Annotated in this window: 13 protein-coding genes; 8 read left to right on the plus strand and 5 right to left on the minus strand. The window is 44.9% G+C overall.

The features are described from left to right. Positions 1 to 124 precede the first annotated feature (124 nt). From Q0081_RS26415 to Q0081_RS26430, 4 genes are all read right to left on the minus strand, one after another. Positions 125 to 1,831: a S8 family serine peptidase gene (locus Q0081_RS26415; RefSeq protein ID WP_298360704.1), complete on the minus strand. Its 1,707-nt coding sequence runs from the start codon at positions 1,829 to 1,831 to the stop codon at positions 125 to 127. A 103-nt stretch (positions 1,832 to 1,934) separates the two neighbouring features. After that, positions 1,935 to 2,639, minus strand: coding sequence for a hypothetical protein (locus Q0081_RS26420; protein ID WP_298360706.1), 705 nt, complete (start codon positions 2,637 to 2,639; stop codon positions 1,935 to 1,937). Positions 2,640 to 2,759: 120 nt separating this feature from the next. Next, entirely contained in the window at positions 2,760 to 4,283 is a 1,524-nt protein-coding gene (locus tag Q0081_RS26425) for a SulP family inorganic anion transporter (RefSeq protein ID WP_298360708.1), read from the minus strand. 173 nt (positions 4,284 to 4,456) lie between these two features. Further along, entirely contained in the window at positions 4,457 to 4,762 is a 306-nt protein-coding gene (locus Q0081_RS26430; RefSeq protein WP_298360709.1) for a hypothetical protein, read from the minus strand. A 214-nt stretch (positions 4,763 to 4,976) separates the two neighbouring features. On the opposite strand from Q0081_RS26430, the gene Q0081_RS26435 reads away from it, so the two are divergent. From Q0081_RS26435 to Q0081_RS26470, 8 genes are all read left to right on the plus strand, one after another. Further along, entirely contained in the window at positions 4,977 to 7,172 is a 2,196-nt protein-coding gene (locus Q0081_RS26435) for a peptidase domain-containing ABC transporter (RefSeq protein WP_298360710.1), read from the plus strand. A 4-nt stretch (positions 7,173 to 7,176) separates the two neighbouring features. Then, on the plus strand, positions 7,177 to 8,532 hold the full coding sequence (locus tag Q0081_RS26440; protein WP_298360711.1) for an HlyD family secretion protein: 1,356 nt from the start codon (positions 7,177 to 7,179) through the stop codon (positions 8,530 to 8,532). Continuing rightward, positions 8,533 to 9,999 (plus strand): TolC family protein, encoded by a 1,467-nt coding sequence (locus tag Q0081_RS26445; RefSeq protein WP_298360712.1) that lies wholly within the window; start codon positions 8,533 to 8,535, stop codon positions 9,997 to 9,999. It begins immediately after the preceding gene. A 138-nt stretch (positions 10,000 to 10,137) separates the two neighbouring features. After that, positions 10,138 to 10,590 (plus strand): DUF3592 domain-containing protein, encoded by a 453-nt coding sequence (locus tag Q0081_RS26450; protein ID WP_298360716.1) that lies wholly within the window; start codon positions 10,138 to 10,140, stop codon positions 10,588 to 10,590. 108 nt (positions 10,591 to 10,698) lie between these two features. Further along, entirely contained in the window at positions 10,699 to 12,624 is a 1,926-nt protein-coding gene (locus tag Q0081_RS26455; RefSeq protein WP_298360718.1) for a PfkB family carbohydrate kinase, read from the plus strand. A gap of 58 nt (positions 12,625 to 12,682) precedes the next feature. Further along, positions 12,683 to 15,157, plus strand: coding sequence for a GH92 family glycosyl hydrolase (locus Q0081_RS26460; protein WP_298360720.1), 2,475 nt, complete (start codon positions 12,683 to 12,685; stop codon positions 15,155 to 15,157). Positions 15,158 to 15,313: 156 nt separating this feature from the next. Beyond that, the gene (locus tag Q0081_RS26465) at positions 15,314 to 16,372 is read left to right on the plus strand and encodes a polysaccharide deacetylase family protein (protein ID WP_298360722.1); all 1,059 of its coding nucleotides are present in this window, start codon (positions 15,314 to 15,316) and stop codon (positions 16,370 to 16,372) included. A gap of 128 nt (positions 16,373 to 16,500) precedes the next feature. Further along, entirely contained in the window at positions 16,501 to 17,682 is a 1,182-nt protein-coding gene (locus Q0081_RS26470; protein WP_298360724.1) for an exo-alpha-sialidase, read from the plus strand. Between the two features lie 288 nt (positions 17,683 to 17,970). On the opposite strand, the gene Q0081_RS26475 is transcribed toward Q0081_RS26470, so the two are convergent. Beyond that, positions 17,971 to 19,476 carry a thrombospondin type 3 repeat-containing protein gene (locus Q0081_RS26475; RefSeq protein WP_298360726.1) on the minus strand — a complete coding sequence of 502 codons (1,506 nt, stop codon included), beginning with the start codon at positions 19,474 to 19,476 and terminating at the stop codon, positions 17,971 to 17,973. Between the last annotated feature and the right edge of the window lie 151 nt (positions 19,477 to 19,627).

The raw sequence follows: 19,627 nt of genomic DNA on the forward strand, positions 1-19,627 counted from the left end.
ATTGAGGTAAGTCTATTTGTTGTTTGGTCACTACAAACTTAGAGCTTTGGCTCCAATTGTCGGGCATAGCAAATTGTTAATCAATCTGTTATGCCTATTTTAATTTCTACAAATTAAATTCAAGTCATTTAATCACTTTCAACACTCTTTCGTGTTGGCTGTCATTCATTTTCAGAAAATAGCTGCCGTTGGACATATTCTGGGGTAAAGTTACTTTGCCTGTAGGTTCGGTGGCGAGGATGGATTGTTGATTCAAAACCTTTCCCGTGGCATCTATCAAGGTAACAGTTACGTTTTTGCCCGCAAAAACTCCACCCCAATGAATTTGTAAAGAAGAGTTAACACCAAGGGGATTGGGATACACAAAGGCTTCATTCAATTTTGTCCAATCCGTTACTGCCAAAGTGGGGTATCGGTCTTTAGCTACCTGCGTGGCACTTGCAAAAGTTGGAATTCCGTAGCCGTACTGGGGCGTTGGTGCACTGAAACGGTCGCCCGCGCGGCGAATACAATCAATGACCTGCATCGCAGTCAGGTGCGGTTGCGATTGCCAAAAAGCAGCCACCAATCCCGCTATCAAAGGCGCCGAATACGAAGTTCCGTTACCGGCTCTAATAGTTCCGTTCAAATCGGAATACACCGTACCCTGCCCTTGAGCAGCCACATCGGGCTTGACACGGCCGTCGGACGAAGGACCGTACGAACTAAAGGAAGTAGCTATTTTTGCACTATTTACGGCAGCAATCGCCAGTACGGAATCGCCGTCGGCAGGGGCAGAAATGTATTTCCACGAACTACTTCCTTCGTTACCAGCAGAAACTACTACAACCACTCCGACACCAGCCAACCAATCGGCGGCACGGGTAATAAGCGTCGTTTTTCCGTTCATGTCCGCGTAGGTATAGCTGTCCGCAGGATTGTCAAACTCGCTGTAACCCAAGGACGTATTGATGACATCCACGCCCAGGCTATCGGCATATTCGGCGGCAAGAAGCCAATTGGCTTCTTCCAAACGGGTTTCGGTAGCGGCATCTTCGGTACGTAACAACGTAAAAGAAGCGCCGTAACCAGGTCCAATCAAAGCTCCTTCCTGAAAACTCGCCATGATGCTGAACACGTTGTTGCCGTGCGAATCGTCTTCGTAGACACTCGTTTCCTTTTTGACAAAATCATAGGTGCTCACGACACGATTTTCGGCAAAAATGGTTTTTAGCGCGGGATTTACGTTCGACTTGGCAAATCCTCCGTCAAAGATCCCTATCAGTATTCCCTTGCCGTTGTAGCCTTGGTCGTGCATTTTATCTGCGCCCAGCATCACAATTTGATTTTGAGAAGGCCCATAACTGAAAGTTTCTTCTCCAAATTTTCGATTCGTTACCTGACTTTGGTTTTCGGCCGACAAACGCGCATTGGCCAAAGCGCGATTGAATTCTACTCCGCTGACAAAAGACAAATTGCGAATGACAGTCAACTGAGCCGCAGTTCCTTCCACCAATACCGCATTGAGCCAACGCGAAGTGTACCAAACTTTCACCCCCGTTTGACGGATTTGGGTGACATACGTTGGGTTAACGGGCAAATCGCGCGATACCACTTTAATTCCCTGACGTGAACGGCGCTCAATAGAGCGTTTGCTCAAAAAAGCTTCGGGTTTATCAGTTGTAAAAGGCGTACCCGTTTTATCTTTCAACAACACCAAATACTTGGCATTTTGTGCCTTTGAAGTAGTAGGCAGAAAACAAGCGATAAGTAGCAAGAACAAAACCCACTTTTTTGCAAATGGAGTTACCTTCGGAAGTGATAAATAAGCAAAAGTAGATGCTTTCAGCATGACAAAATATCTGTTTTTAAAACTGTCGATTATAAACTATAAATTCGAACTCAGGCAAAGACAGCTGCAAGTTATCTAACTACTGTGGACTGTAAACTATAACTTACTCTTTCCCTGCATTTTTATAACGAATGTACTGCCGCGTTCCAAAGTCAACCTGCGCTTTACCCACACACGCAGACGTGGAAGAACAAAACTGTACATTAACTCGCTCACGGTAAATAAGTCCCACGTCAGCGGCATAGATTTCTACGCGTTTATCCTGATTAACGAGGGTGGAGTCATTTTGTTGGACTACCGTGGCCGTACGGTCAAAAGTAGTTCCTCCTACCTTTAGAGACTTATTTACGCTTTTTAATTCATAACTATCTTCTCCCAAATTGTTGTAAATATTACCATTCCAGGAAACCTTTTCCACAGCCGGAAACAACATCTTTACGAAATCACGACCATTTTCGTTGCGAACTGCGTGGTCTATCTTTAGGCGAAGCGTTATCGTTGAATCGGGTTCCCAACGCTGACCGTCGAGATTGCGTCGAAACCGGGCTATTCGATACGCAATTTGCCCCGTGGGATCCGTATAACGCTCCGCTATTACTTCTCTCAACTGATACTGACGCAAAGTAGCCGGACGCCCCAACGTTACTTCTTCTTCGCTGACCTCATATTCCACAAAACGCCCCACTTCTATTGGAAAAAATTCCGTCCCCGTCCGTTGGTTGGCGCATTCTTCGCAGGCAGGTGTGCAGGCCTGGATGGCACACAGCAAAGCGAAACAAACCCCAATCCCTTGTTTCTTTGATAACATACTTTGAAATAAAATGAAAGATGGCACCAAAAGCAAAGGTACGAACCAAAATTTTCATAAAACTCAAAGGCTACCGATTTTAGTCAGCAGCCTTTGAGTTTTTGTGATTCCGACAGCTGTTCAATTTTTCAACGGCAATCCTCTAATACTAAGTGTGATATCATTTTCGGGAGCAAAAGTAGTTTGATAATCATCCAACATTTCCAGCACGTCAGGGTCAATGTATTTGGAATACGTGGCATCAATCACCACTTTTGAATACTTGGGCAACCTCCAAAGCGTACTTTTTATTGCCGCTTTATTCAGAAAGGATACTTCTTCCGACAATTCAAATTTTATCACTTTCCCCGCCGATGTGCGCTCCGTAGTTTGGGTAAAGGGATTCTCGTAATTGCTGCGCAACAGGTAAAAAATACTGATGGCCAATCCAATCAACACCCCAATCAGCAAATCAGTAAACACAATTGCCAAAATAGTCGCTATAAAAGGAATGAACTGCGGCCAACCTTTTTGGAACATGGTTTTGAACAAAGAGATTTTAGCCAACTTATAACCGGTCATCAGCAGAATAGCGGCCAAAGAAGCCAAAGGAATTTTATTGAGTACCGGACTCATTATCAGCACACTTATCAACATGAAAATTCCGTGAAAAATGGCTGACAGTTTCGTTTTATTTCCCGCATTGATATTAACTGAACTTCGGACAATCACGGAGGTAATCGGAATTCCTCCCAATACGCCCGCAATCATATTCCCAATTCCCTGAGCGACCAATTCACTGTCAGGGGGAGATTCTCTTTTATGTGGGTCAATTTTATCAACGGCTTCAATATTTAATAAGGTTTCTAAGGTAGCTACAATGGCAATGGTCACTGCGGTAGTGTACACGCGATAATCGCTAAGATGACTTAACTTGGGAAAATGGAGATAAGATGCCAAATCGTTGGTATCAATGCGGGGAAGATTGACCAAGTGCGACTGTTCAATGCACAAAACAGGAACATAGACGCAAAACAACTCATTGAGTGCTACTCCCAAGAGCACCACAAACAGCGAAGAAGGGAAAAATTTAAACTTCTTGAGAGGTGTTTTGTCCCAACCTATTAAAATAAAGAGGGATACAATACTGATAACGACGGCTCCCAAATTGATAAAATCCAGCATTTGGTAGAGTTCTGAAAACGTATTTTCTCCATCGGGCTGAAAAAAGGCAAACTCTCCTTCGGCATCCTTATCATAGCCAATAGCGTGAGGAATCTGCTTGAGAATCAACAAAATACCAATTGATGCCAATAGCCCTTTGATTACATTGGAGGGAACATAACTTGCAATAAATCCGCCTTTTAAGAGCCCGAAACCCAACTGCAAAGCTCCAGCCAACAATACCGCCGTGAGAAAAACGTCAAAGGAGCCCAATTGAGTAATGGAAGCTAAAACTACTGCCGCCAAACCCGCAGCCGGACCACTGACGCTGGTTTGTGACTTACTCAATAAACCAACCACAATGCCCCCTACAATCCCCGAAATAACGCCCGAAAACAGAGGTGCTCCTGACGCTAAAGCCACTCCGAGACACAATGGAAGAGCCACTAAAAATACCACTATACCGGCAGGAATATCATTTTTCAATGTTGATTTTAGCATGATTTTTGAATTAAACGAAATAAGATTCTAACCCAAAACGCAATCGTTTTAGAGCGTAATTTATCTGGTATATTACAGAATAAAATAAGCTTAGTGAATGAGCGTCAATACGATGCTGTCTTGAGCATTTGGTGTAAATGCCTAAAAAAAGGTTAACTTTAACAATTAGGAAGTTAGGCTTCCGGAGGAGGAGACGTAATCTTTAAGGAAAGATGAGAAGGAATGAAAAAATCGACAACCTTAATTTTTTCTCTTGCAATGAAACCGGCAAGTCGGAAGTGGATTTCTTTCTGATGATACAAGTCATCTGAATTTTCCTCGTCTTCCCCATCGCCGCCTTCATTTCCATCTTCTGATGAATCTTCTTCCTGCGAATCACAAACGCCTATTTCATTCCTGTCTGCGATGAAGGAAATAGCCCCAGTGACTTTCCCCAGGAATAGCAGCATAAAGAACAGGATTAAAATCTTGTTTTTCATAGTTACGAAAAACGTAAACAGTGCATTAAGAACTCGGAACGGAAGGACACAGTTCCCAAAGCAGCACAAACTGATTTACGAACAGGTATTGTATTTAAGCGATTTTGGGCTTCTCTCGGCATATTAGAATTCAATTAGAATCGAATGAAGCTGAAACAAATATACAAACCAAATCATTTTCTATAGTAAGATTGAATAGTTAAGTAATAAAGCAATGAATTCTCAATACATCCGACAGATTATAGAACAATTGGCTGCTGCCACCGGGCAGCCTCTTACTGGAAATAAAAATAAACATGATTTTATCGAACAAACCGCCATCTATACGGCCGAAGAAATTCATAAATTCATTGAAGATTTAAGCCAAAATGCGCGGTTGCATGACCTGACCCTGATTGTCAACGACCTGCCTTATGCTCAGTTTGTTGATTTTGTGACTGCCTCAACCTACCCCATTATTTATTTTGAGAAGCACACTTCAGGACTCACGCCCGTCATTGTGGGGCAGAATTATCAGGGAAAACCAATCAAATGGACTCCCATTATTGCTACCGCCTCTCAGCCAACCACGGCCGGCGTTGAAAATCCGCTTTTATTTGAAAACTACGCTGATTCAACCAAAAACGGCCATGTTCTCTACATAACAGCCTTTCCGATGCAGCCCTTAGTGAGCGACGATAGCTCACTTCGCCAAGCGGAGCAGGAAGTTTTGTCTCCCATTCAGCGCCTGCTACGACTCCTGCGCAACGAGCGCAAAGACATTGGTTATATTTATTTTTATGCCGTCGTGGTGGGGCTCATCAGTCTTATTCTTCCTTTGGGCGTTCAGGCTATTTTTAGTTTGGTTTCCAGTGGCTCGGTCTTCAGTTCGGTGTATGTACTGATGGGATTGGTGATTTTAGGGCTCATCGGGAGCGGGATTATGCAAATCATTCAAATCTCGTTGGTCGAAACCCTCCAAATGCGAATTTTTGCCAAGGCGGCTTTTGAATTTACCTACCGCGTGCCTCGCTTAAAATACGAAGGATTGAACCAAGACAATCCAACCGAATTGATGAACCGTTTTTTCGACGTTTTGACGGTTCAAAAGTCGCTTCCGAAATTTCTTATTGATCTCTCTTCTGCCCTTTTACAGATTATATTCGGGCTGTTATTACTATCCTTTTATCACCCGTTTTTTATTGCGTTCAGTTTTATGGTGATTTTGATTTTTATCGCCATTGTTCGCCTGAACGGCCGTAAAGGAATGGAAACCAGCATCAAAGAATCAAAATACAAATACCGCGTAGTGGCTTGGTTGGAAGGGATGGCAAGCACGCTGTTTTCCTTCAAATCGGCGGGGAGTACCAATTTACCCATTCACCGCATGGATAGGCTCGTGACTAATTACCTTACTTACCGAACCAAACATTTCCGGATTTTGGAAGGTTTTTACTACTATGCCCTGATTTTCAAAGTAGTCGTCATCGGAGGTTTGTTGGTATTAGGAACGTATTTGCTTATCAACCGTCAAATTTCTTTAGGTCAATTTGTGGCTTCGGAAATCGTGATTGTGTTACTGACCGGGGCGGTTGAAAAACTGTTTTTGAGCATTGATGTAGTGTTTGATTTGCTGACGGCGGTTGATAAATTGGGCTACGTTTCCGATCTTCCGCTCGAAAAAGATGGTGGTTTTCGGTTTTCGCCGGCGCAGTTTGCCAAAGGCATGAAACTCACTACACGCGATGTGAGCTATTCCTATTCAGAAACGTCAAAGTCAGCTCTCAAAGGAATCAATTTGGATATTCAGTCCGGTGAACGAATTTGTTTGACAGGGCATAACGGTTCTGGAAAACATACGCTTCTGAAAGTATTGTCGGGTGTTCTGTCTGATTACCAAGGCAGTGTGATGTACAACGGCTTCTCACTGCGCGATTTGGACATGAACGCCTTACGGGCCCATACGGGCATGAATTTTCCCAATCAGGAAATTTTTGACGGAACTATCCTCGAAAATCTCACCATGGGGCGCGGCGGCATTACCATTGAGCAGGTGCAATCTGTATTGGAGCGCATGAATTTGACCGAAGAGATCGCCAAACTTTCCGACGGACTAAGCACCCCTATTATTTCGGGAGGGCGCCACTTTTCGTTGAGTTTTGTGACCAAAATTGCGTTGGCTCGCTGCCTGCTCATTCAGCCCAAATTGATGCTGTACACCGACGCCTTACGGGAAATTGAACGCAAAGAACGCTTGCGAATCATTGATTTATTAACGGACCCTTCTCACCAATGGACGTTGGTGGTGTTATCCAACGACCCCGCTTTTATGGGTGTCTGCGACCGCGTCATTGTCATGGAAGAAGGAAAAATCATTGCCGATGGCCCTTATAAAACTGTCTTGAAACAAGTATCTCTGCTCGAAAACTAAGACCATGCTCAATATATCCCATCAGCGGGTCAATATACCCGCCATAGAAAACGAAGTCAATTCTCTGAACACGCTCCATTCGCCCAAAACGGCAAAAATTGTGTATCGCTGGATACTCGGAATTGTTGTGGTTATGGTGTTGGCTATGTTTTTGCCCTGGCAACAAAACATCAACGGCAAAGGCTACGTCACGGCATTAACGCCCCAAGACCGTCCCCAAAATATTCAGAATGCCGTAGCCGGACAAATTCAAAAATGGCTCGTGCGCGAAGGCGATTTCGTCAAAAAAGGCGATACACTTTTGATTATTTCCGAAATCAAAGACGATTACTTTGACCCACAGATTCTCGTCCGTACGCAGGAACAGATTCAGGCCAAACAGGACGCTATCAACGCTTACCAAGCCAAAATCAAGGCGTCCGACAATCAAATCACAGCCCTGCGGCAAGGCTTGCAGTTGAGTTTGGAAAAAACCCGAAACAAGCTGTTGCAGGCACGTCTGAAAGTACGCAGCGACAGCGCTGATTTAATAGCCGTCAACCGTAATTTTCAGGTGGCTAAAGAGCGGCTTGACCGAGGAGAATCCATGTACAAAGACGGCACCATCTCACTGATTGATTTGGAAACCCGTCGGTTAAAATTTCAGGAAGACCAAGCCAAACTGGTTTCACAAAATCAAAAGTTGGGCATCTCGCGCAATGAGCTTATCAATGCCCGAATCGAGGTAAGTTCGGTAGAAGCAGATTATCAAAAAGAGATTGCCAAAGGTTTTTCTGACCGCAGTTCCGCTCTGTCAAGTCTGGCCGAAGGTGAATCTGAGTTGTCCAAACTCCGAAACAAATACGAGAATATTCGCATTCGCCGCGACCAATACGTGGTTCATGCCCCGCAGGATGGCTACATCGTCAAAACCCTAAAAGCGGGTCTTGGCGAAACCATCAAAGAAGGCGAATCCATTGTGACGCTTCAACCCAATCAGCCCGAATTGGCCGTGGAATTGTACATAAAAGCCATGGATTTGTCACTCATTGCACCCGGCCACCACGTCCGGTTGGAATTTGACGGATGGCCTGCTTTGCAGTTTTCCGGTTGGCCGGGCACTTCGGTGGGAACCTTTGGCGGAACCGTTGCTATCATTGACCGCGTCAACAGCAAAAACGGTGAATACCGATTACTTATCAAGCCCAATCATGAGGGAAATGAAAATGAAATATGGCCCGAACAGCTTCGAATCGGCTCGGGTGTCAACGGCTTCGTGATGCTCAAAGACGTACCCATTTGGTGGGAGATTTGGCGACAGCTCAACGGATTTCCGCCTGATTATCTGGAAGATATACTACCCAAAGAAGAAAAAAAATAGATGAATATTCTAAAAAAAAATAGCAGTAGAGTGTGTTTTGGGGCAGGCCTGCTCAAATCATTGTACTTGCTTTCCCTCTTTTTCTTGCTTTTCCAACAAGCACAGGCGCAAACCGATACTTCCAAGGTATTTTCTTACTACGATTTTTATGATTTAGTGGTAAAAAACCACCCTGTGTTACGGCAAGCCAATACCCTTCCCAATCAGGCAAAAGCAGAATTGTTAATGGCCAAGGGCGGATTTGACCCCAAATTGGACGTAAATTTTGACCGTAAATACTTTGAGAATAAAGCCTATTTCAACTTCTGGGATAACCAACTTAAAATCCCCGTTTATTGGGGTGGAATGGACATCAAAGCGGGCTTTGAACGTAACGTGGGGGATGTACTCGGCACCGACATCCGCACGCCAATCGACGGCCTTAGCTACGTGGGCGTCAACATCCCCGTTTTACAGCGCTTTGTGATTGATGAACGCCGGGCTACGCTCCAAAATGCCCGTATTTTCCAAAACATTGCCGAAGCCGAACGGGTCAAAATGGTCAACAAATTGATCCTTTCGGCCGCCAAAGAGTATTGGAGTTGGTATTTCGCTTACCGCAATTACCTGCTTATCAAAGAGTTTCAGGACTTTGCCGCGCAACGGTTTCAATTGGTCATCAAGCGAGTTACCCAAGGAGACTTACCCGCCGTAGATACGGCCGATGCCCAAGTCACTTTGCTAGACCGCCGCGTATTATTTGAACAGGCCACGGTAGAACTCCAAAATGCCCGCTTACTGCTTTCCAACTACCTTTGGGATGAAAAAGGCAATCCGCTTGAACTTCCTGAAAACGCACTCCCTCAAGCCTCTCCCGCTGAACGAATTGATGGGACGAAGCTCAACCAATTGCTCGAAATGGCGCGGCAACGTCACCCTGAAATCCAAAAACTGGACTTCAAAAATCAACAATTACGAATAGATGAGCGGCTGGGCAAAGAGATGTTAAAACCTCGTTTTGATGTCGGTATTTCCTCTTTGAATTACATGCACCGCTACATTACAGGTTTGGAAATGCCTAAAACAGGTACATTCCCTCCATTTTATAAACTAAACGTCGATTTTTCCATGCCGTTGCTGTTTCGTAAAGAGCGCGGTAAATTAGAAACGATTCGCATTAAACAACTGCAAAACAACCTGGAACTTCAGCAAGTCCGTCGCGAAATCAACAACGATGTAGTGGCAGCTTACAACGACGTTATTAACCTTGAAAAACAAATTATCAATCAACAACTCGCCGTCGAACGCCAAACGCAGGTTTTACGCGCCGACGAACAGCGATTCAGCATTGGAGAAACCCAACTCTTTCAAGTTAACCTCCGCGAAACTAAACTCAATGAACTGAAAGTGAAGTTGGAATCCATGAAATCCAAGTACGAAAAAGCCAAAGCAACGCTGCTTTTTGCGGCAGGTACGAGCGAGTGGTAACAAAGGTTTTGTTACGGTTCAGCAGTCTCTATTGTCGTGTTATTTCTATTTTGTAACGCTTGGTTTAATTAAAGTTTCACAGGTTACCGACAGGGTTCAATTTTACATCATCGTTTTTATTTAATAACAATGAAAAAAATGAACCCTCTCCCTTACATTCTCCAACTAATGCCGCTTTTGGCATTTATCGGCACGTATCTGCTGATCATTGCTTACGATAAATCAAAGATTGTCGAACGTGTTACTTCCAAAGGCGTCAAGACCGAAGGAACGGTAGTTGAAATTCGCCAAAATCCCGGCAGTTTGTTTTCTTCAAAAGATGGCGAAGGAGAAGCCCCTGTGGTGGATTTTGTCACCTATAATGGCTCACATCGTCACTATTCCACCGATTATCAAACGCCTACACCTTACCATGTCGGGCAGAAAGTGGAAGTTCGTTATTATTTCTACAAATCCATCAGAGAAGTGATCTTAGCCAACGAAGGTGCGGGAACCTTGCCCAAAACGCTTTTTCGTTGGGGCCTTGCCTTGTGCCTCATCGGGTATCCATTTTTAATCAAAAAGTTACTGCTTTTAGGGCTATCTAATTGAAAGCCGCAGATTAACAGTCCGAAATATTTAATAAATGAAAGAATAGCCTTGAGTAGTGCAATTGGAGTATTTACTTAGATAGTTAGTAGCTATTCCCATTTCATTTTTATGGACACCCTTCAAATCAAATCTATTCTTGAAAAAATAAAAACCGTCAAAGTGGCGGTGTATGGCGATTTTTGTCTGGATGCGTACTGGATCATGGATTCGCGCAAATCGGAAGTTTCCATTGAGACTGGCCTGCAAGCCGAATCCGTCGAAAAACATTATTATTCTCCCGGTGGCGCAGCCAATGTCGTTGCCAATCTTTCGGCGCTAAAACCCGCTCAAATCAAGGTCATTGGCGTAGTGGGCGACGATATTCACGGACGCGAGCTGACGACTCAATTGCAAAAACTCGGAGCCGAAACCAGCTCTTTATTCATTCAAAAAGAACATTTTCACACTTACGCGTATCTCAAACGATACATCGAGGGCGTAGAAGAGCCGCGCATTGATTTTGGTGTTTACAACAAACGTTCGGAAGAAATCGACGAGCAAATTTTAGCCGGCTTAACGGATGCTTTGGAAACCCACGATGCCGTCATTTTCAATCAGCAAGTCGTCGGAAGCATTACGAATGACCGTTTTATTGATAAAGCTAACGCACTTTTTGAACAATACAACGACAAAATTATTCTGGTTGATTCCCGTCACTTCAACGACCGTTTTTCCAACGTGTATCGAAAAGTAAACGACGTGGAAGCTGCCCACCTCAACGGCATTCAGGTAGAGCCGCGCACGATGTTGCCGCGCGCTACCGTGTTGGAATATGGTCAATCTTTGTTTGGCCAATCGCAAAAACCCGTATTCGTCACCTGCGGCGCCCGAGGCATTACCGCCTTTGATTCAATGGGTTACCATGAACACCTGGGCTTGCAACTCACTGCTCAACTTGATACCGTCGGCGCGGGAGATACGGTCATCAGTGCCATTACCTTGTGCTTGGCAGCGGGAATCAGCCCTAACCAAGCGGCACAATTCGCCAATTTTGCGGCAGCTGTTACCGTACAAAAGCTGTTCATTACGGGCACTGCCAACGGCGAAGAAATCCTAACCATCAGCCAAGACCCCAACTATATTTACCAAGCTGATTTGGCCGAAAATCCCCGTCAGGCCATCTATTTACTGGATTCCGAAACGGAACTTTGCGACCCGTCGGTGTTGGAAAAACTCGGCCACATCAAATACGCCGTGTTTGACCACGACGGTACCATCAGCACCCTGCGCCACGGTTGGGAAGAAATCATGGAACCCGTGATGATGAAAGCGATTTTGGGCGATTCGTATGATACAATTGATGCCGAAAACTTCAAAAAAGTACAGCGGGAAACGCAGGAATTTATCCACAAAACTACCGGAATCCAGACCATTTATCAAATGGAAGGTTTGGTCAATAGGGTGCGCGAAGCAGGCTACGTGCCCGAAGACCAAATTTTGGATAAGTTTCAATACAAACAAATTTACAACGATGCCCTGATGGAATTGGTCAACAAACGCATGTCCAAATTACAGGCGGGTGAGTTGGATTGGGAAGATTACACCATGAAGGGCGCGGTTTCCTTTTTGCACAAACTCAAAGAGCGCGGCGTGGTGATGTATCTCGCCAGCGGTACTGACGTAGACGACGTTCGCCACGAAGCCACCGTCCTCGGTTACGCTGACTTGTTCGACGGCGGTATTTACGGTGCCTTACGCGAGTACACCAAGTTTTCCAAAAAGATGATCATTGAGCGGATTATCCGCGACAATAACCTGAACGGCAACGAATTGGCCGTATTCGGTGACGGTCCCGACGAAATCCGTGAAGGGCGTCGGTCAGGCGGAATATCCATTGGAATCACGAGTAACGAAGTACAGCGTCACGGTCATAATTTTGACAAACGTCCGCGCCTCGTCAAAGCCGGTGCACAATTGATCATTCCAGATTTCTCACAATACCGAAAATTGGTGAGTCTGCTTTTTAAGGAGGAAGAAGTTTCCGAAACGGCATGATCGAATGACGAATTTTTCGAATTACGAATGACGAATCATTTTTTAAATAGAATTACGAATGACCAAGCCACTCGGCCCTATTAACAAGGTCGCAAACGCAGTCGCTCGGCTCTGCGACGGGGCCGCCCGTGCGGTGACGACTATTAACAGGCATCTTGCCTACTTTTCATTAGTCAGCACGTTAACACTGTTCCTTTGTTCCTGTTCAACTTCCACAAAAGAACCCGTTGATTACGTAGACCCGTTCATCGGCACTGATTTCTTTGGCCATACCTTCCCCGGCGCAACGCTTCCCTACGGTATGGTACAGCTCAGCCCCGACCACGACGTCAACGGATGGACTTATGCTTCTGGATATACCTACCCCGACAGCTCCATCATCGGATTCAGCCACACGCATTTCAGTGGCGTCGGCATGACCACGGGAGGTGATATTTTGGTGATGCCTACCGTTGGTGATAAAATTCAGACATCGGCAGGAAGCAAGGACAACCCTGATTCGGGGTATCGTTCTCGTTACGATAAAAAAGACGAATCGGCTTCGCCGGGTTATTATTCAGTGTTGTTAAAAGACAGCCACATAAAAGCCGAACTCACCACCACCAAGCGCGTAGGCGTACACCGTTATACTTTCCCCGAATCGCGCAAATCCACTATTTTGCTCGACATCGGCCACGAGATTGGCGGCAATGCCACGAGTGGCGAGTCGTTGGTAAAAATGACCAATGATTCTACACTTGAAGGCTACAAAGACGCCAACGGCACCACGGTGTATTTTGTGGCAAAATTCAGTCGCCCGTTTGAATACTATGGAACGTGGGACAATGACTACATCACGCCCGAATCATCAGAAGGCTATTGGCCGTACAAAAACGAAGAAAAAGGCCTGAACGTGGGCTTTTTTGTAGGGTATAAAACCAAAAAAGATGACCAAGTGACGGTCAAAGTGGCGATTTCGCACGTCAGTGTAGAAGGTGCCAAGAAAAACTTACAGGCCGAAGTGGCGCATTGGGATTTTGACAAAGTAAAAAATGACGCCCGTCAAACGTGGAATGAAGAGCTCAAGCGCATTGCCGTAAAAGGCAACGACGAAGCTCAGAAACAGGTTTTCTACACCGCCTTTTACCGCAGTTTATTGGCCCAATACATCGGGCAGGACGTGGACGGGCAATACATGGGCATGGACAAAAAAGTACATAATGCTCAAAACTACGACTTTTACCCCTCGTTTTCGTGTTGGGATACCTACCGTACGCAGCACCCACTATTGACCTTAGTAGCTCCTGACCACGTCAACGATTTTGTGAAATCCATTGCTGCCAAAACCACCGAATTCGGTTGGCTGCCCGCGCAACATTTCCGCAATACGTACCGTCCCAGCATGGTTGGCGACCACCTGATTCCCGTCATTGTAGACGCCTATTTCAAAGGTTACCGCGATTGGGACATTGAAGGGTTATACACCGCCATGCGTCGCAAAGCGTTGGAATCTCCGCCGGCCAATATTCCCGCCTCCGCAGGCCGTGCCGGACTTTCAGATTATATTCGTTTGGGTTACGCGCCCGCCGACCGCACCACCGAATCCGTTCCCAACACCATGGAATTGGCCTATGATGACTGGTGCATTGCAAGATTAGCCGAAACCTTAGGCAAAAAAGAAGATGCGGAATTGTTTTACAAACGAGCTCAGAATTACAAAAATGTGTTTGACGCTTCCACGGCTTTCATGCGTCCGCGCCGGGAAAATGGCACGTGGTTGGAAGCCATCGGCACCAATCAACAGACCATTGATTCCGTCGGAGCGCATCATTATTACCGCTACTTTGATCCATTGTTGGTGGGCCGCCGTCCCAACCGTCATTATACTGAATCCAACGCGTGGCAATACCTCTGGTCGGTACAGCATGACCCGGCAGGTTTGATTCAATTATTGGGAGAAAATCAAGCATTTAATCAACGTTTGGATACGTTCTTTGCCATGGATGCCTCCATCAGTACGCCAAAATACGTGGGTGTCGTGGGTACTATCGGGCAATATGTGCACGGAAATCAGCCCTCGCATCACGTGGCGTATCTGTACAATTACGCCGGCGCACCGTGGAAAACACAGTATTGGGCTCGTGAAATCATGGAGCGTTTTTACCGCATTGGCCCGGGCGGCCTGTGCGGCAACGAAGACATGGGTTCGCTGTCGTCTTGGTATTTGCTGAGCAGTATGGGCATTTATCCCGTGGCTCCCGGCAGCACGCAATACGCCATCGGCAGTCCGGTATTTGAAGAACTTGAATTTAACGTCGGGAAAGGCAAAACATTCAAAATCATTGCCCGGAATACGTCCTCCAAAAACCGCTATATCCAATCCGCCACGCTCAACGGCAAATCCTTTGACCGAAGTTGGATCGACCATTCCGAAATCATGGCCGGCGGAGAGTTGGCGTTCGTGATGGGCGACCAACCTAACAAAACATGGGCGACGAGTAAAAATGCCGCGCCGTATTCGCAGAGCACGCAGTCGCTCGCGTCCCGCGAGTGACGATTATTTGAAGGCCTCTGGCCTCAGTGATTAAAATAAGCCAGAGGCCCAAAAATAGTGGTCACGGCATGGGTCGCCCCGTCGCGAGACGTAAGCTACTGCCATCAGAGGCCAGTATGACAAGTTCACGCTTTTACATTTTACAAACCAAACCCAATGATAACCAAAACCTTAAAAACACTATTCGTACTCTTCTTGTTGGCAACCCTCACAAGCCAAGCCCAACAAACCTACGCCGAAAAACTCGGCTGGCCCAAAGGAGCCAAAGTCGTGATATTCCACGTGGACGACCCGGGCATGTCGTACTCTTCCAACCAAGGAACCATCAAATCCGTCGAACAGGGCGTCGCCACGTCATGCAGCATCATGTTTCCGTGCTCATGGTCGGCGAGTTTTGTGAATTATATTCAAAAAAGCAATCCCAATCTCGACGCGGGGGTGCATTTGACGCTGACGTCTGAATGGCGCGATTACCGGTGGGGACCGGTTGCGGGCTTTCAAAGCGTACCGAGTTTGGTAGATAAGGAAGGAAATTTGTGGCACGAAGTGGCACAAGTGGTCAAAAACGGCACCGCCGACGACGTGGAAAAAGAGATCAGAGCGCAGGTGGAAAAAGCATTGCGCATGGGCCTGAAACCCACCCACATGGATTCGCACATGGGAACGCTCTTTGCGCACATTCCTTTCATGGAGCGTTACATCAAAGTTGGGGTAGAATACGGCATTCCGGTCATGTTTCCGGGCGGTAACAACAAATTGCTCATCGAATGTCAGCAATACCCCATCATCAAACGCATGAAAGCCGAAGGAAAATGGCAGGAAGGCATGAAATTGCCCGAACCCGAATTAACCAAAATGTCGGGGGCGGTCGGACAGAAAATCTGGCAATCGGGCTTACCGGTGTTGGATGATTTGCACACCATCAGCGGCGATTGGAAGCCTGAAAAACCTAACCCAACGCCTGAAGAATGGGGCAAGTACAAAGCCCAAAAATTCATCGAAACCCTCAACAACATGCAGCCTGGATTGGCCATGTTCATCGTCCACAGCAGCGACGTGACCGATGCCTTCAAATACATCAGCGCATCAGGCGGCTCACGCTACGCAGATATGCTGTCCATGATGAATCCCGAGCTGAAAGCCTACATCCAATCGCAGGGCATCATCCTCACTACGTGGCGGGAAGTGATGGAGCGCCGGAAGAAAGTAAAATAACTCTTGGACACAGAGTTACACGAAGTTCAGCACGGAGTTTCACAAAGACTTACTCTGAGCCACTCTGTGAAAACCCGCGGCGGCGGACCGCTCTGTGCAACTCTGTGTCAAAAAAAATAGCAAGCCTAATGAAACTGCCAATTACACTTTTAATTTTCACAATCTCATTTCAAATTACCTTTGCACAATCCTCCCCCATCATTCGCTCCATGCTGATTTTTCCGGGCCAGGAAAAGCACGTCCACGGCAGCAGTTTGGTTAATTTACCCAATGGCGATTTTCTTTCCGTGTGGTTTTACGGAAGCGGGGAACGCACCGCCGACGATGTCAAAATCATGGGCGCTCGTTTGAAAAAAGGCGAAACCGTTTGGAGTGAGCCGTTTGAAATGGCCGACACGCCTCACCTACCCGATTGCAACCCTGTGTTGTTTTTGAACCAACAGGGTAAACTGTTTTTGGTGTGGATTGCAGTGCAGGCCAACCAATGGGAACAGTCCATTTTGCGTTTTAAAACCTCTACCGATTACGCCAAAAGCGGCCCGCCCATTTGGAGTTGGCAGGATAATATTTTGCTCAAACCCGATGACCATTTCGCCAAAGAAGTAGCCGAAAAATTCAAAAAATTACCCGAAAACACCGCAGGTTGGGCGGGGTACGCGCCTAAATACGACGACCTAATCATCGAAGCCGCCAAAGACGCGCCCAAACGCAGCATCGGCTGGATGACGCGCATCAAACCCCTACTTATGGAAAACGGCCGCATTGTGTTGCCTCTGTATTCCGACGGGTATAACTTTTCACTCATGGCCATTTCCGACGATTTTGGTACGACCTGGAAACCAAGCCTGCCGCTCGTAGGTCGTGGGCCGATTCAACCCGCATTGGCCAAACGTAAAAACGGAAACTTGGTCGCGTACCTGCGCGACAGCGGGGACGACCCTACCCGCGTTCACATCAGCGAATCGTCGGACAAAGGAGAAAGTTGGACGGCCTCCCTCAAAACCGACATTCCCAATACGGCAAGCGTGGAACTATTGACGTTACAGGACGGCAAATGGGCCTTTTTAGGCAATGACATCGACGACGGCCGCTACCGCATGAGTCTGTATCTCTCTGAGGATGAGGGGAAAACGTGGAAGTGGAAAACGCGCCTCGAAGACCATGCCCGCGACAAAGGCGGCTATTCCTACCCTTGCCTGATTCAAACCGCCGAGGGTTTATTGCACATTACCTACTCCGCTCACGCCGACAAAAACAACAAATCCATTAAGTATGTGGTAGTGGACCCTAAGAAGATGACAAATCTTTGATAAGATTTTTATCTGTTTTGAAGGTTATTAGGCTGTTTGATTGGCACTTACCGTTTTACAAACAAGCTTACCTGTCGATGTTGGTGTTTTTCCACCAAAATCCTTGCTTTTTAGCTACATGATTGGCACTTATTGTGTTACAAATAGGCTTTCTATTTTACGTTCGCAGTCATTCTTCGGAAGAGGGCGAGCAATTTAGAGAAGCCGCCAAAATTACGGGATTGAGCATCAATACAATCACCAAAATCAGAAAATTGATAAAGGTGAAGAGGAAAAATAGTTAAGACTTTATTCCAATTTGTTGATTTTAATCGTTTTAGTCTTTTCAGTATTGATTGAGGTGATTTTTAGAAGAAAAACACCTTTAGGCAGCTTTGATAAATTTATGATTTCTTGATTTTTTATACTCATCATACTCCAGACCATTTTTCCATTTAAGTCTAAAACTTCAACATTGGAACGTAATCCAAACTCAGAAGGAAATTCAATTTTTATATTTTGGATAAAAGGATTAGGGGAAATGACAATTTGGGAATTTTCTTCTATAATACCTGTCACGATTTGACATCCGTTTTTGTCAACATTAACTCCTGCCAAAGAATTAGGACACATATCTTTATCATCATTAATACCGTCATTATCTGAGTCTTTTTCACTCAAAGCACAGCCTTTTGAATCGACACTAAGCCCAAGAGGGGTATTTTTACATAAATCTAAATCATTAAGAATGCCATCTCCGTCAATATCGTTGTCACAAGTATCTCCAATCCCATCTTTGTCATAATCTTTTTGGTCAGAGTTTAAATTTAATGGACAATTGTCCTCGAAATCGACTAAACCGTCACTATCTGTATCGGTAATGTCTCTTAATATAACATTTTTATAGTATGATTTAAGACCAAAACCTGCATTAGTGAAGTGAATTTGACCTAAAATATATCTTCTTGAATCAAAGAAGAATAAATTTGAATTGTCAGAAACACTGACATCAAAGTACTTGGAATTTTCACCTAACCCCACTTCTGCACCTATATTTGCTGTCCCATTTGACCTTCCGGGAAAAGTTAAATTAATTTTTGATAATCCAGCACTTTTATAATTTCCTACTAACCCAAAAATATCCTCATAGGGAGGAGAAACTTGTCTAATTTGTCCGGTTATTTTTAATGTCCTTCCCCTTGATAGGGGTAAATTGTACATAACTAAACCATAGTTGATTTGTTTTTGTTGCAAATCTTCAATAATAAGGTTATTATCATCAAAATATGATTTATTGGTTAAATTTGAAAGATAATAAGCATATAAGTCAGAATGATAATTAAATATATTTACATTGTGCCTTTTTTTTAGTTGTATTGAATATTGGTCAATTACTTTATTATCAATAATGAGTTGACAAGAAATATTCGCTTCGTCTTTACCCCTTAATAGTTCGTATGAAATTACATTATTTCCAGTTTTGGAATTAGAGAAATCTTTCCCGTCAATAATAACTTTGTATATTGCATTATCAGCTAAGTAATTGGTACTTCTTACATTTAAATTTATTGTCTCCATTGGAGATAAAAACCATAAGACAGGTTCATCTTTTATCAATTTGCTTTCAGGCATTAACAGAAGAGAAAGCTCATCTTCGACATCTTTGTTTAATTTGAATTTTAGAACATTTTTAAAAAATGGTGTTAAATTCCTATTCAACGATTTAGAACTGGCATAAGCAATATTTGATAAGGCGTCTTCAATAGTTTTAACATTAGGTCTATTTCTAAGAATTTTAAAGAAGGCAGGAAACATTAACTTTCTGTCAAAGGTCTCAAAAATTCCTAATAATACTAAATAAGAATTAAGGTGTCGTATATTTGCAAATATGGACTATGCATCAGAGATAAAGGAAGATATTGAAATTCTTTTGGAGTTTGAAAAAAAGTGCAGCCTGGCACTGTTG

This window comes from Runella sp. (assembly GCF_027484545.1).
Lineage (GTDB): Bacteria > Bacteroidota > Bacteroidia > Cytophagales > Spirosomataceae > Runella.

What these genes read in the sequence shown, in the direction of transcription:
- Q0081_RS26455 (WP_298360718.1), top strand. Translation starts at nt 10,699, where the DNA reads ATGGACACCCTTCAAATCAAATCTATTCTTGAAAAAATAAAAACCGTC.
- Q0081_RS26460 (WP_298360720.1), top strand. Translation starts at nt 12,683, where the DNA reads ATGACCAAGCCACTCGGCCCTATTAACAAGGTCGCAAACGCAGTCGCT.
- Q0081_RS26430 (WP_298360709.1), bottom strand. Translation starts at nt 4,762, where the DNA reads ATGAAAAACAAGATTTTAATCCTGTTCTTTATGCTGCTATTCCTGGGG.
- Q0081_RS26445 (WP_298360712.1), top strand. Translation starts at nt 8,533, where the DNA reads ATGAATATTCTAAAAAAAAATAGCAGTAGAGTGTGTTTTGGGGCAGGC.
- Q0081_RS26470 (WP_298360724.1), top strand. Translation starts at nt 16,501, where the DNA reads ATGAAACTGCCAATTACACTTTTAATTTTCACAATCTCATTTCAAATT.
- Q0081_RS26450 (WP_298360716.1), top strand. Translation starts at nt 10,138, where the DNA reads ATGAACCCTCTCCCTTACATTCTCCAACTAATGCCGCTTTTGGCATTT.
- Q0081_RS26435 (WP_298360710.1), top strand. Translation starts at nt 4,977, where the DNA reads ATGAATTCTCAATACATCCGACAGATTATAGAACAATTGGCTGCTGCC.
- Q0081_RS26420 (WP_298360706.1), bottom strand. Translation starts at nt 2,639, where the DNA reads ATGTTATCAAAGAAACAAGGGATTGGGGTTTGTTTCGCTTTGCTGTGT.
- Q0081_RS26425 (WP_298360708.1), bottom strand. Translation starts at nt 4,283, where the DNA reads ATGCTAAAATCAACATTGAAAAATGATATTCCTGCCGGTATAGTGGTA.
- Q0081_RS26415 (WP_298360704.1), bottom strand. Translation starts at nt 1,831, where the DNA reads ATGCTGAAAGCATCTACTTTTGCTTATTTATCACTTCCGAAGGTAACT.
- Q0081_RS26440 (WP_298360711.1), top strand. Translation starts at nt 7,177, where the DNA reads ATGCTCAATATATCCCATCAGCGGGTCAATATACCCGCCATAGAAAAC.
- Q0081_RS26465 (WP_298360722.1), top strand. Translation starts at nt 15,314, where the DNA reads ATGATAACCAAAACCTTAAAAACACTATTCGTACTCTTCTTGTTGGCA.
- Q0081_RS26475 (WP_298360726.1), bottom strand. Translation starts at nt 19,476, where the DNA reads ATGTTTCCTGCCTTCTTTAAAATTCTTAGAAATAGACCTAATGTTAAA.